The sequence below is a fragment of the Oryzomicrobium sp. genome (genome assembly GCF_036820405.1).
Classification (GTDB): domain Bacteria; phylum Pseudomonadota; class Gammaproteobacteria; order Burkholderiales; family Rhodocyclaceae; genus Oryzomicrobium.
Genome location: NZ_DAISLS010000006.1, coordinates 106,122 through 120,182 on the forward strand (window position 1 = coordinate 106,122; position 14,061 = coordinate 120,182).

Consider the following 14,061-nt stretch of genomic DNA (forward strand, 5'->3'; position numbering starts at 1 on the left):
GGGGACGACCGCCGCCGGCTCGACGCCGATTCCGCGACTCCTTCCCCTGTTTGCGCCGCCGACTGTCATGGACGCTTTCACCCCCAGCCAACTCAAGACCATCCTGCATTCCAAGCGGGCCAACATCTACTACCTCCAGCATTGCCGGGTGCTGGTGAATGGCGGGCGCGTCGAATACGTGACCGACGAAGGCAAACAGTCGCTGTACTGGAACATCCCCATCGCCAACACCACGACCGTTCTGCTCGGAACCGGCACGTCCATCACCCAGGCGGCCATGCGCGAGCTGGCCAAGGCCGGTGTGCTGGTGGGGTTTTGCGGTGGGGGCGGGACGCCGCTCTACAGCGCCAACGAGGTCGACTTCGACGTGGCCTGGTTCTCGCCGCAAAGCGAGTACCGGCCCACCGAATACCTGCAACACTGGGTGCGCTTCTGGTTCGACGATGCGCGCCGTCTCGATGCCGCCAAGTGCGTGCAGCGGGCGCGGCTTGAGCGCATTCGCGAGCACTGGGGCGGCAGCCGGGCGTTGGCCGACGCCGGGTTTGCCGTGCCCGCCGGGCGGCTCGAATCCGCGCTGGACGAATCGCGCCGCCAGATCGGCCTGGCGGCGGACAACACCGAACTGCTCACCGAAGAGGCCCGCCTGACGAAAAAGCTGTTCCGCTTCGCCTGCGATGCCACCGACTATGGCGATTTCGTCCGGACCCGCAACGGGGCGGGGGCCGATCCGGCCAACCGCTTCCTCGATCACGGCAATTACCTGGCCTACGGTCTCGGCGCCACGGCTGCCTGGGTCCTGGGGTTGCCCCATGGCTTGGCGGTGCTGCACGGCAAGACCCGGCGTGGCGGCCTGGTGTTCGACATCGCCGACCTGGTGAAGGATGCCCTGGTCTTACCTCAAGCCTTCATTTCCGCCATGCGCGGCGACGACGAGCAGGGCTTCCGCGAAGCTTGCATCGACACCCTGGTCCGCGCCGAGGCCCTCGACTTCATGATCGATACGGTCAAGGCCATTGCCCTGGAGGTGGGAGGGGCGGGCCAATGAACGTCCTGCTGGTTTCCCAATGCACCAAGAACGCCCTGGTCCAGACCCGTCGCATCATCGACCAGTTCGCCGAACGCTGCGGCGAGCGCACCTGGCAGACGGCCATCACCCAGCAAGGGCTGGATACCCTCTACCGCCTCCTGCGCCGGTCGGCGCGCAAGAATACGGCCGTTGCCTGCCACTGGATACGGGGCAAGGACCACAGCGAACTGCTGTGGATCGTCGGCGACGCCCGGCGCTTCAACCTGCGCGGCGCCACGCCCACCAACACCACCCGCCGCGACGTCCTGCGCAGCGGCGATGAAAACGACTGGCACACCGGCGAGGACATCGCCCTCCTGGCCCGCCTGGCGGCCTTGTTCCACGACCTGGGCAAGGCCAGTCTGGCGTTCCAGAAAAAGCTCGTCAGCGCCCAGCCGGTGGCCGACCCGTTTCGCCACGAATGGGTTTCGCTGCGCCTCTTTGCCGCCTTCGTCGGCGAAGACGGCAAGGACGACCGGGCCTGGCTGGAGCGCCTGGCCGATCCCGACATCGACGCCGAGCTGCTCGTCCGTGACTGCTTGAAGGTCGACGATGGGCGCACCCTCGGCCCGTTCCGCACCCTGCATACGCCACTGGCTCGGGCCATCGGTTGGCTGGTGGTGAGCCATCACCGGCTGCCGACGGCGACGAATCCCGCCTGGGCATTGTCCGCGCGCAATCTGGACAACATTCCCCTCGCCATCACTCACGACTGGTGCGGCAGCCGGGCGGCAAGCGACAAGGATGCGGAGGCGTGCTGGCGCTTCGACAGCCTGCCCCTGACCAGCCGCCACTGGCGCCAGCACGCCGCCATGGTCGCCCAGGCCATCCTGCGCCGGCCGGGGCTGACCGGCGAGCAAGCGGCGCGGCTGCTGTCCAGCCCTTACGTCCTGCACCTGTCGCGCCTCGCCCTGATGCTGGCCGACCACTACTATTCGTCCCAGCCCAGCCATGCCCGTTACGGCGATCCACTGAAAAAGGGCGCCAAGGCGCTCTATGCCAATTCTCGGCGTGACGAGGCGGGCAAACCCTACCTCAACCAACGCCTCGACGAGCACCTGATCGGTGTCGAGGTCAATGCCGGCCGCCTGATGCGCGCCCTGCCCCGGTTGGAGCACAGCGTTCCGCGCATCGCCCGCCATACGGGTCTGCGCGCCAGAAGCACGGGGGCCTACCGTTGGCAGAATGCCGCGGCGGACCTGGCCGGGGCCCTGCGCGAACGCAGTGCCACCCAGGGCTTCTTCGGCGTGAACATGGCCTCCACCGGTTGCGGCAAGACTCTGGCCAACGCCCGCATCCTCTATGGTCTGGCAGACCCGGCCCGGGGGACACGCTTCACCGTCGCCCTAGGGTTGCGCACCCTCACCCTGCAAACCGGCGATGCCTACCGGAAGCGGCTCGAACTGGCCGAGGAGGACATGGCCGTCCTGGTCGGGGGCGCCGCCGTGCGCGCGTTGCGCGAGCAGGGCAAGGCCGAATCCGGCCCGGCCGGCAGCGGCAGCGAATCGGCATTGGATCTTCTGCCGGAGCACAGCTACGTGCGCTACCAGAGCAGCCTGGAGGACGGCCCCCTCAAGGACTGGCTGTACCCGGAACGCAAGGGCAGCGCGGAAGAAGAGGCGGGGGAGGGCGAGGCCGAGGGCAGCGGGTATGGGGAAGAAGGGCGTGGCGCCAGCACCCGCCGCGCCGCCAGCCGGGGCCGCCAGGCTTCCGCCTTGCTCGATGCGCCGGTGCTGGTCTGCACGGTGGACCACCTCATGCCGGCCTGCGAGAGCACCCGGGGCGGGCACCAGATCCTGCCCATGCTGCGCCTGATGACCTCCGACCTGGTGCTGGACGAACCGGACGACTTTGGCCTCGACGACCTGCCCGCCCTGGCGCGGCTGGTCCATTGGGCCGGCATGCTCGGCAGCCGGGTGCTGTTGTCGTCGGCCACCCTGCCGCCCGCCCTGGTCCAGGGGCTGTTCCTCGCCTACTGTGCCGGCCGCAGGGAATTCCAGCGCAACCGGGGCGAGGCCGGCGAGCGGCTGGCGGTCTGCTGCGCCTGGTTCGACGAATTCGGTACCGACCAGGGCGACCATGGCGACGACGAAGCTGCTGGGGCTTTCCTGGCGCGCCACAACGCCTTCGTGGCCCGACGCATCGAACGTCTGGCCAGCGATGGCGAGCCACGGCGCCGGGCCGAACTGGTTCCCTTGAATCTTCCCGCACCGACCGCGAACGATGCGGCCCGGCGGCGTGGGGAACTGGGCGCCGGCCTGGCAGACGTGCTGCGCGACCGGGCGCTGATCATGCACCGCCGTCATCACGGCATCGATCCCGGTAGCGGTAAGCGGGTCAGCTTCGGCCTCATCCGTATGGCCAACATTGACCCTCTGTTCGACACGGCGTTGGCCCTCTTCAAACAGGGGGCCCCCGCCGGCTGCCGCATTCACCTGTGCACCTACCATTCGCGCCATCCCCTGCTGGTGCGCGCCGCCATCGAACGGGAGCTGGACGCCACACTGGACCGCCACGACGAGCAGGCCGTGTTCGGCCTGCCCTCGGTACGGCAGGCTCTGAATGGGGGCGAAGAGGGCGACCACCTCTTCATCGTCCTGGCGACCGCCGTCGCCGAAGTGGGGCGCGACCACGACTACGACTGGGCCATCGTCGAACCCTCGTCGATGCGCTCGATCATCCAACTGGCCGGCCGGGTCTGGCGCCACCGCAAGCACCCTTGCCCGGCCGACGCCCCCAACATCGCCCTGCTCGACAGCAACTTCCGCCACCACATGACGGGTGGAAAAGGGCTGGCCTTCATCCGCCCCGGCTTTGAAGGCGGGGACTTCGCCCTACGTAGCCACCGGCTGGGGGAGGTGCTCGTTGCCGAACAATGGGCGGTAGTGGATGCACGGCCCCGCATTCGCCCCCGGGATGAACTCGATCCCCACGGCAACCTGGCCGATCTGGAGCACGCCCGGCTCATCGACCTGATGCTGGGCGCCAGCCCGGGGAATGCCCAAGTGGCCGACCCGGTGCATTGGTGGTGGAACACCCCCGCCCATCTGAGCGGCGCGTTGCAACGCCAGCAGCCCTTTCGCCGGCAGATTCAGCAGCACTGTTGCTTCGCCCTGTTGCCGGACGAGGACGACGCCCAGGTTGGCTTCTGGCAACTGCACAAGCCCCCCGCCATGGAGCCGAGTCCGGAATCCAGCCGCCTACGCCAGCTGGACGAGGGGCTGGCCCAGGGGCCGGGCATCGCCTCCTGGGCCGTGCCCGCCTACCTGCCGGCCCTGCTCGACCTGGCCGACGCCATGGGCCTGGAACCCCTCGACTGCGCGCGCCGCTTCGGCACCCTCGACCTGCCTGAGGGCGAGGAGGCCCCGCAGCTCTGGCGCTACCACCCGATGCTGGGGGTCAGCCGGGCGTGGAAATGAAAACGCAGAAGCCTATGGCTTCTGCGTTTGCTGCCTGTCCGGCAGTGAAGGGATTTTCCTGAAAGGAATAACTACTTCTGAGCTGCTTGAATCCAGCAGTGGCCAGGATTGTCGCACCGGTATGCATGAATTGGGCTGTTCCTAAAAAAGACTTGCACTTTATGCAGTCATGCTAGTACTCTGGACGAACAATAAATACCTTTTTAGAATTTTCCTCATAGGAAAAACTAGGTTAGATTTTTTTGTGTAGAAAGACGACGAGGTGATCAGACCTCGTCGTCGGGTGAAGCCAACTACTCGTTGAGAACGAGGAGCCAAGCCGCAGGGCCAGATGCGGCAGAAAGGGAGGAACTGGTGTCTAGCACGTACCCAACCTTAATAGCCTGAAAACCGGCCCCGGAGCTTTTGCTCCGGGGCCGATTTTATCCCTACCGTCCCCCTACTAGGAAGGAGTACATAGTGGCTTCGACCGTAACGGTTATGGACGATGTGGCGCGCATTCAGCGAGCCATCATCGATTTTTTGCAGGATCGCCTCCAGCCTAAGCTGGACAAGCTCAAAGCCGGGGATGACGAGGCCCGGCAGCGGCTCATCGACGAGCATCGCCCGGCCGCGTGGCTGGCCGATGCGGTGCGCCGGGTGGGGCAGATTCAACTGGTGTCCCACGCCGTCAAGTTCACCCACCCCTCGGCGGATGGGTCGAGCCTGGCCAGCCGGGGCAATCCGGCGGCGCCGCCGCTGGAACTCGGCACCCATACTCTGGGCGACGATTGGGCGCCGGACGTGGTCGGCAACGCGGCGGCCCTCGACGTCTACAAGTTCCTGCGCCTGAAGGTGGATGGCCGCACATTGCTGGAGCGCGCCGAGGCCGGCGACCCGGCCCTGGCTGCGGCCCTCTCCGACGACCCGGCCCAGGCCGGTGAATGGCTGTCGGCCTTTGCCGGCCTGGGCCGTTCCCGCGGGCGGCCCGCCTCCCACAAGCTGGCCCGGCAGATCTACTGGCCGGTGGGGGAGGGGCAATACCACCTGCTGGCCCCGCTGTTCTCGTCGTCACTGGCCCATGCGGCCTACCGGCGCATCAACGACGACCTGTTCTCCGACGGCGCCAAGGCAGCCCGGGAGGCTCGGCGTGCCGGCAAGCACAGCGAGCGGGGGTTCCGGGACTATCCCCGGCTGGCCATCCAGAGCTTCGGCGGTTCCAAACCCCAGAACATCAGCCAGCTCAACAGCGAGCGCCGGGGCGAGAACTACCTGCTGCCGTCCCTGCCGCCCGTGTGGAAATCGGCAGAGGTGAAGCCGCCCCTGGGTTGCGACACCGTCTTCATGGCCCGGCGCCAGTTCGGCGCACGGCCCGAAGTCCGGCGGCTGGCCGTGGTTCTGCGCGATTTCCTGGTCAGCGTGCGCAATGCCCCCAGCAATGTCCGCATTCGCGCCACCCGGGAGCAACTTGTGGCGGACCTGGTCGATCAGGTTCTGCAAATGGCCGCCGAACTGCGCACCCTGGAGCCGGGCTGGAGCGTCCGCGAAGGCTGCCGGCTCAACCTGGACGAGCAATGCTGGCTCGATCCACTGCACCACCGCGATGACGAAGCCAGCCAGGCCCATTACCTCGGCGGGGCGTGGAAGGACGAGGTGTGCCGCCGCTTCTCCGCATGGCTGAACGGCCGGCTGCAAACCGACAAGACCGGCTTTGGCGACGACGAGGCCCTGGAATGGCGGCGGGTGCTGGACCGGGAGCTGAACCTGTTGAAGGAGAACCTGGGCGATGAATGACCGCAACCCTTTGCGCCCCTCCGGTCCGGCCGGCGTGCTGCTCCTGCCCCGGTTGCGGGTGCAGAACGCCAATGCCGTTTCCGGGCCCCTGACCTGGGGCTTTCCCGCGCTCAGCGCCTTTCTCGGCTTCGCCCATGCCCTCGAACGGCGGCTGGCGGCAAGTCACGGCGTGGCGTTCGAAGGCGTGGGCATCGTCTGCCACGGCTTCGATCCCCAGGTGTTCACCCCAAACCGCCGCCGGCATCTGGTGTTCACCCAGAGCCGCAATCCGGTGTACCTCAAGCGCGATGCGGCCAAGTTCGTCGCCGACGGCACGCCGCCGGCCATTGTCGAGGAGGGCAAGGCCCACCTGGAGGTGAGCCTGGTCCTCGGGGTGCGGCAGCACGGTTTCATCGAAGCCCTCGAAGGCCAGCTGTTTGCCGAAGCGGCGGGCCAGGCCGCCCTGGGCATGCGCCTGGCCGGGGGCAGCATCCTGCCCGCCAAGCCGAGGTGGCAGGCACACTGGCTGGATTGGCCCGAATCCCGGAACGAGCAGCGCCGCGCCTTTGCCAGGTTGCGCCGCCGGCTCTTGCCGGGCTTCGCCTTGGTCCATCGCCCCGACCTGCTGGCCGAACGGCTGGCGGCGTTGCAGGCCGAGGCGCACGGCGCCGGCCTGCTCGATGCTTTGCTCCACCTCAGCGGCCTCAACCATGTGCCCGTTCCGCCCGTGGAGACGGCCCCGCCGGTTCCGGTGGCCGAGGGTGAAGCTGGTGCCGGCCCAGGGCCGCAGGCGGTTAAAGAGGTCACCAAGGAAGCCACCAAAGAGGCCACCAAGGTCGCTTGGGACGTTGAGAGACGGCCCGGCTGGCTGGTGCCCCTGCCGGTCGGCTACGCGGGCCTGTCGCCGCTCCACGGGCCGGGCGAGGTCGGCGGCGCCCGGGACGATGCCACCCCGCTGCGCTTCGTCGAAAGCCTCTATTCGCTTGGGCAGTGGCTCGGGCCGCACCGCCTCGGCTGCCTGGAGCAATTGTTGTGGCACAGCACCGCCGATCCGCTCGCCGGGTTGTACCGCTGCACCAACCATTACGTTGATCACGTCGATACCCTCGCCGGCGCCGGCGAAACCACCATGCAAGGAGCCTGACCATGGCCAAGAACGAACTCACCACCGCCTCCGTCCTCGCCTTTGAACGCAAGCTCGACCCTTCCGACGCGCTGTTTGCCGCCGGCCGCTGGGCGGATCGCACCGCCGACGGGCAGTGGTCGGCCGTCGCCCTGCGCGAAAAATCCGTGCGCGGCACGATCTCGAACCGGCTCAAGACCAAGGGGGCCGACGCCGCCAAGCTCGACGCCGCCATCGAAAACCCCAACCTGCAAACGGTGGACGTGGCGGCCCTGCCCAACGACGCCGACACCCTGCGCGTGCGCTTCACCCTGCGCGTGCTGGGCGGCGCCGGCCAGCCGTCGGCCTGCAACAACGCCGCCTACCGCTCCAAGCTGCAAGCCACGGTGCAAAGCTATGTGGACGAGATCGGCTTTGCCGAGTTGGCGCGCCGCTACGCCATCAACCTGGCCAATGGCCGCTTCCTGTGGCGCAACCGGGTCGGTGCCGAACAGGTCGAGGTCGTGGTGCGCCATCTGGTGGGCGGCGAGGCCAGTCACACCTGGCGTTTCGACGCCATGGCCTTCAGCCTGCGCAACTTCGACGTGCCGGCTGCTTCGGCCAAGGATTTGGAGCAGCTGGCCGGCACCATCGCCCAGGGCCTGGCGGGCCGGGACCACGTTCTGCTCGAAGTGGTGGCCTACGCCCGGGTCGGCGACGGCCAGGAGGTCTATCCCTCCCAGGAGCTGGTGCTGGACAAGGGCGACAAGCGCGGCCAGAAGAGCAAGGTGCTGTACGCGGTGAACGAGGTGGCCGCCCTGCACAGCCAGAAGGTCGGCAACGCCCTGCGCACCGTCGACACCTGGTACCCGGACGAGGACGGCGATGGCCTGGGCCCCATCGCGGTCGAGCCCTACGGCTCCGTCACCAGCCAGGGCAAGGCCTACCGGCAGCCGCGCAAGGGTGACTTCTACACCCTGCTCGACGGCTGGGTGCTCAAGGACCAGGTGCCGGACGAAGGTGGCCGGCACTTCGTCATGGCCACCCTGATCCGGGGCGGCGTGTTCGGCGACAGCGACAAGGAATGAGGCCCGCGCCATGGACGCCTATGTCGACCTCCGTCTTTTGCCCGACCCGGAATTCCCCCAGCCGTTGCTGATGAACGCCCTGTTCGCCAAGTTCCACCGCGGTTTGGTGGCCCATGGCGAAGGGCGCATCGGCATCAGTTTCCCCGAGGTGGATGCCCGGCGCCCCAGCCTGGGGGCCTGCCTGCGGCTGCATGGCGGCGCCGGCGAGCTGTCGGCCTTCCTGGGCAGCGGCTGGCTGGCCGGCATGGCCGACCACCTGGCGGTGGGGCAGGTTGCCCCGGTTCCTCCGGGGGCCGGGCACTGCCTCGTCCGCCGGGTCCAGGCCAAAAGCAGCCCGGAGCGCCTGCGGCGGCGGCTGATGCGGCGCAAGGGCATCGGCGAGGCCGAAGCCGCCGAGGCGATCCCCGATGCCAGCGCCAGGCGGCTCGACCTGCCTTACCTGACGCTACGCAGCGCCAGCACCGGCCAGCAGTTCCGCCTGTTTATCGAGCACCTGCCCGCCCAGGCCGGCGCCAGCCCGGGCGCCTTCAGCGCCTACGGCCTCAGCCCGACCGCCACACTGCCCTGGTTCTAACCCTTTTTCTCGCCCCTTTTCCATCTCCTTGTTTTTAAAGGAAGTGGAGAAGGGGCGTTATTTTTGGGTCAAGCCAGGGGAAAATGTTGGAGTTCCTTGCCAGGCAAGGGGCTGGGGTAATGTTGTGGCTACTTCACTGCCGTATAGGCAGCTCAGAAATGATGGACGCCAACACCCAATTCATCGTTGATCTTCACTGCCGTATAGGCAGCTCAGAAAGGGTGTTGAGCCAGGCCCCCAGTTCGTCAAGGCTTCACTGCCGTATAGGCAGCTCAGAAAATCGGCGTCAACAGCCATGCCGGCAGCCATGCCTTCACTGCCGTATAGGCAGCTCAGAAATGCGTATTCCCTTCATTGGTCCTATGATCGCCCTTCACTGCCGTATAGGCAGCTCAGAAATTGCCGAGCACTATGGCCTGCCGGGTTTCACGCTTCACTGCCGTATAGGCAGCTCAGAAAAGCCAGCGGTGGCTTCAATACGGCTACCAGCTCTTCACTGCCGTATAGGCAGCTCAGAAACTGGCGGCGCTTGGTCAGGCCGGGAGTGCGCACTTCACTGCCGTATAGGCAGCTCAGAAAACAAACGAGGATCAGCACAACGTTGTAGACGGCTTCACTGCCGTATAGGCAGCTCAGAAATGGGCACGCCCAGGCAGACACGGGCAGAAAAACTTCACTGCCGTATAGGCAGCTCAGAAATGAGAATGCGGTTTATCTAGCTCCCAAGGAAACTTCACTGCCGTATAGGCAGCTCAGAAATGGACAAGCTGCTGAACTTCGGCATGCAGACGCTTCACTGCCGTATAGGCAGCTCAGAAAGGCGTCAAAAAGTACGTCGGCAACATCGACGGCTTCACTGCCGTATAGGCAGCTCAGAAAAACAAAACGCCCTCATCAACCCATGACGGCAGCTTCACTGCCGTATAGGCAGCTCAGAAAAGGTGATCCTTAACGTGATGGAGTTCCTGCAACTTCACTGCCGTATAGGCAGCTCAGAAAACGAAGAAATCCTTCCTCGCTGAAATGGCCGACTTCACTGCCGTATAGGCAGCTCAGAAAGGCTACGGCCAGCATGCCGGCACGGTGATCTCCTTCACTGCCGTATAGGCAGCTCAGAAAACGGCCATGTCCTCGATGCGATCCTCGATCGTCTTCACTGCCGTATAGGCAGCTCAGAAAACTGGCCCGCGGCGGCTCCGGTGAGCTGCTGGCTTCACTGCCGTATAGGCAGCTCAGAAATACCGCGGCAACATCACCGACCCGGCCTTCCTCTTCACTGCCGTATAGGCAGCTCAGAAATCAAAGCGTTACCGCCCTTGTCCGCCGGGTTACTTCACTGCCGTATAGGCAGCTCAGAAATCAGCGAGCATCGACTCGGCCTCGGCGCGTTCCTTCACTGCCGTATAGGCAGCTCAGAAAGTGAAGAAGGCCACGACAAGGTGGAGCAGCCACTTCACTGCCGTATAGGCAGCTCAGAAAAGAGCCAGTGTAGTCGCGGGAGCTGCCGAAGCCTTCACTGCCGTATAGGCAGCTCAGAAAAGGGATTGCAGGGCGGCCAGCTCCAGGGTGGTCTTCACTGCCGTATAGGCAGCTCAGAAAAACTTCTTCAGCTAATCCGGCTGGGGCAACGGCTTCACTGCCGTATAGGCAGCTCAGAAATTTTGCGGGCTGGCGTGATTTAGTCGGGGCCGCTTCACTGCCGTATAGGCAGCTCAGAAAGCTGATTTCTATGTTGGAGGAGAGCTCCCGGCCTTCACTGCCGTATAGGCAGCTCAGAAAGTCAGGGGTGCTGGTGATCGTGGTTTGAGCCGCTTCACTGCCGTATAGGCAGCTCAGAAAGACTACAACCGCGAGGCCACTCAGGCCAAGATCTTCACTGCCGTATAGGCAGCTCAGAAAACCATCATCGCCGGCATCATCGCCATGGGGCTCTTCACTGCCGTATAGGCAGCTCAGAAAAGCGTACCCGGCTGGTGGAAGTCACTCCCCTCCTTCACTGCCGTATAGGCAGCTCAGAAAGCCCGCCAGCCGGCGATCATGCCCAGTTCGTGCTTCACTGCCGTATAGGCAGCTCAGAAAATAAAAAAACCGCCCATCCGGGCGGTTCTTCGCCTTCACTGCCGTATAGGCAGCTCAGAAAAGGTGGCCCCGTCGATCTTCGCGGATGCCCCGCTTCACTGCCGTATAGGCAGCTCAGAAAAACCGGATCTTCGCTGGCCGCGTTTCGGCAGACTTCACTGCCGTATAGGCAGCTCAGAAAAGCGGGAAAAGCGCTGCTGCCCAAGAGAGCGTCTTCACTGCCGTATAGGCAGCTCAGAAATGTACCGGCGCCCCGGAGTGCATTCCGCCATACTTCACTGCCGTATAGGCAGCTCAGAAATCTGCATCTGTAGGGGAAATAACAACCACGGACTTCACTGCCGTATAGGCAGCTCAGAAACGCTACAACCTGGGCAGCCTGCTCAACGGCATCTTCACTGCCGTATAGGCAGCTCAGAAAGACGATGTTGCCGGCGGCGTCCGCCGTTACGGCTTCACTGCCGTATAGGCAGCTCAGAAAAAAGCCGCCTGGGCCTGGACAGCGGCATCCCGCTTCACTGCCGTATAGGCAGCTCAGAAATATGTGAGTTCCGCCCTGGAGTACGGCGACAACTTCACTGCCGTATAGGCAGCTCAGAAAATCACGTCGCCGCCGACGCTGTTGATCTCGACCTTCACTGCCGTATAGGCAGCTCAGAAACCGAATAGGAGAAACCGAAAATGGCTCAAGCTCTTCACTGCCGTATAGGCAGCTCAGAAAATCGTGCTGAACATGGACCCGGCACAGCTCATCTTCACTGCCGTATAGGCAGCTCAGAAAGAAGAGCCCGATTGATAGCAGGATGGCAGCTACTTCACTGCCGTATAGGCAGCTCAGAAAGCCGGGATCGGTTGGTATTGTGCTGGCCGTGCCTTCACTGCCGTATAGGCAGCTCAGAAAAATCCCCGCCATCATGGCCGTGGCATGGGGGCCTTCACTGCCGTATAGGCAGCTCAGAAAATGATCCACCAGGTGAGCACCCTGGCCTTCGGCTTCACTGCCGTATAGGCAGCTCAGAAAATCAACAACATCCGCGACACCATTGGTTGGCTCTTCACTGCCGTATAGGCAGCTCAGAAAATGGACCGCGTGATTTCCCTTTTCAAAGCCGCTTCACTGCCGTATAGGCAGCTCAGAAAACATGGTGAGCACCGGGGCGGAAAATACTCACCTTCACTGCCGTATAGGCAGCTCAGAAAAGTGCTGGAGGCGGGGAGGGAGGTCGCTCCAGCTTCACTGCCGTATAGGCAGCTCAGAAACTCGGAGAACCCACCATGGACCGCGTGATTTCCTTCACTGCCGTATAGGCAGCTCAGAAATTCTTGCGCGAGAAAAACGCCCTCTACCTGGGCTTCACTGCCGTATAGGCAGCTCAGAAAACCGTGAAACCACAGAGGAGTCGTAACCATGACTTCACTGCCGTATAGGCAGCTCAGAAACTGATCCTGGTAGCGAACCAGCGGACTGGATACCTTCACTGCCGTATAGGCAGCTCAGAAATCTGTGTGTTGCGTTGTTGATGTACAAATAGTCTTCACTGCCGTATAGGCAGCTCAGAAAGCGGCGGTACGTGGTGATCGTCGGTTCCGGAACTTCACTGCCGTATAGGCAGCTCAGAAATTCCAGTTCCTGACCTGATCCAGTCCTTCACGCTTCACTGCCGTATAGGCAGCTCAGAAAGACAGGACGGCCGTGCGCTGGGCCACGTCCCGCTTCACTGCCGTATAGGCAGCTCAGAAAAGCCGCAGCGCATCGCCGTCGTCGTCCAAAGGCTTCACTGCCGTATAGGCAGCTCAGAAACTGAATAGGGTAAAGCGGGATAATGCGTAACCCTTCACTGCCGTATAGGCAGCTCAGAAAACGCCGTCGCGCCAGAGCGTGGCCCAGTGCTGCTTCACTGCCGTATAGGCAGCTCAGAAAATGACCAAGATCAAGACCGCCAAGCTGATCGGCTTCACTGCCGTATAGGCAGCTCAGAAAAAGACCTACGACGCGAGCGGCGCCATTGCGCCCTTCACTGCCGTATAGGCAGCTCAGAAACGGGACTGCGGGCTGGTGCGGATCGAGTGCAACTTCACTGCCGTATAGGCAGCTCAGAAAAGGGGGATCAGCACGGCGCCCGCCGCGATTTCCTTCACTGCCGTATAGGCAGCTCAGAAATGTGGGAATCCGTTCCCTCCGGGGAAGGTGACCTTCACTGCCGTATAGGCAGCTCAGAAATTAGGGGATGCAGCACTCAGAATCTTGTGCGTCTTCACTGCCGTATAGGCAGCTCAGAAAAACAACAACACGGCCACGTACTCCGGCACGCTCTTCACTGCCGTATAGGCAGCTCAGAAAGCGCAAACTGTCGTGTCAATGCCCGCTCTCACCTTCACTGCCGTATAGGCAGCTCAGAAAGAAAAGAACCGCCGCCGGGCCATCCTGGCCCTCTTCACTGCCGTATAGGCAGCTCAGAAATTGGTTGAGGCGTTTTTGCCGTTGGTGACCTCCTTCACTGCCGTATAGGCAGCTCAGAAATTGAAGCGGGCGGCGCGGCAGGTGAAGTCCGACTTCACTGCCGTATAGGCAGCTCAGAAAGGCAGCATCATCTGCATGAGAAGTTCCAACGCCTTCACTGCCGTATAGGCAGCTCAGAAAACGGTCAATCAGCTGGTGGGGGAAAACCGGGGCTTCACTGCCGTATAGGCAGCTCAGAAAAGCTGCTCGTGAATCCAGGTAATTGTTCCGCCCTTCACTGCCGTATAGGCAGCTCAGAAAAGCACCCCGTCCCTGGGCGTGGCCCAAGCCATCTTCACTGCCGTATAGGCAGCTCAGAAAATGCGCCCGGGGCTGGCGAAGAAGCTAGTGGCCTTCACTGCCGTATAGGCAGCTCAGAAAAGGAACACCCCGCGGGCCGCGTAGGCGATCTTCTTCACTGCCGTATAGGCAGCTCAGAAAAGTCGGAGGCTTACTGGACTGGCGAAACTTTCCTTCACTG

Annotated in this window: 6 protein-coding genes and 1 CRISPR repeat array (1 of these 7 cut by a window edge); all 6 genes read left to right on the top strand. The window is 63.6% G+C overall.

The genetic code is table 11. From position 1 onward, the window contains the following. Window positions 1–67: 67 nt before the first annotated feature. The 6 genes from cas1f (at window position 68) to cas6f (ending at window position 9,001) form a co-directional block, all read left to right on the top strand. Entirely contained in the window at window positions 68–1,045 is a 978-nt protein-coding gene (cas1f, locus tag V7Z98_RS07015) for a type I-F CRISPR-associated endonuclease Cas1f (RefSeq protein ID WP_334157467.1), read from the top strand. Continuing rightward, window positions 1,042–4,485 carry a type I-F CRISPR-associated helicase Cas3f gene (gene cas3f / locus V7Z98_RS07020; protein ID WP_334157468.1) on the top strand — a complete coding sequence of 1,148 codons (3,444 nt, stop codon included), beginning with the start codon at window positions 1,042–1,044 and terminating at the stop codon, window positions 4,483–4,485. Before cas1f ends, cas3f begins: the two co-directional genes overlap by 4 nt. 459 nt (window positions 4,486–4,944) lie before the next feature. Continuing rightward, window positions 4,945–6,258: a type I-F CRISPR-associated protein Csy1 gene (csy1, locus tag V7Z98_RS07025; protein ID WP_334157469.1), complete on the top strand. Its 1,314-nt coding sequence runs from the start codon at window positions 4,945–4,947 to the stop codon at window positions 6,256–6,258. Then, window positions 6,251–7,381: a type I-F CRISPR-associated protein Csy2 gene (csy2, locus tag V7Z98_RS07030; RefSeq protein WP_334157470.1), complete on the top strand. Its 1,131-nt coding sequence runs from the start codon at window positions 6,251–6,253 to the stop codon at window positions 7,379–7,381. Before csy1 ends, csy2 begins: the two co-directional genes overlap by 8 nt. Window positions 7,382–7,383: 2 nt before the next feature. Next, the gene (gene csy3, locus V7Z98_RS07035) at window positions 7,384–8,427 is read left to right on the top strand and encodes a type I-F CRISPR-associated protein Csy3 (RefSeq protein WP_334157471.1); all 1,044 of its coding nucleotides are present in this window, start codon (window positions 7,384–7,386) and stop codon (window positions 8,425–8,427) included. A gap of 10 nt (window positions 8,428–8,437) precedes the next feature. Beyond that, window positions 8,438–9,001, top strand: coding sequence for a type I-F CRISPR-associated endoribonuclease Cas6/Csy4 (cas6f, locus tag V7Z98_RS07040; protein WP_334157472.1), 564 nt, complete (start codon window positions 8,438–8,440; stop codon window positions 8,999–9,001). Window positions 9,002–9,132: 131 nt separating this feature from the next. Beyond that, window positions 9,133–14,061: a CRISPR direct-repeat array (repeat unit 28 nt; unit sequence CTTCACTGCCGTATAGGCAGCTCAGAAA); it runs 1,822 nt beyond the window's last position.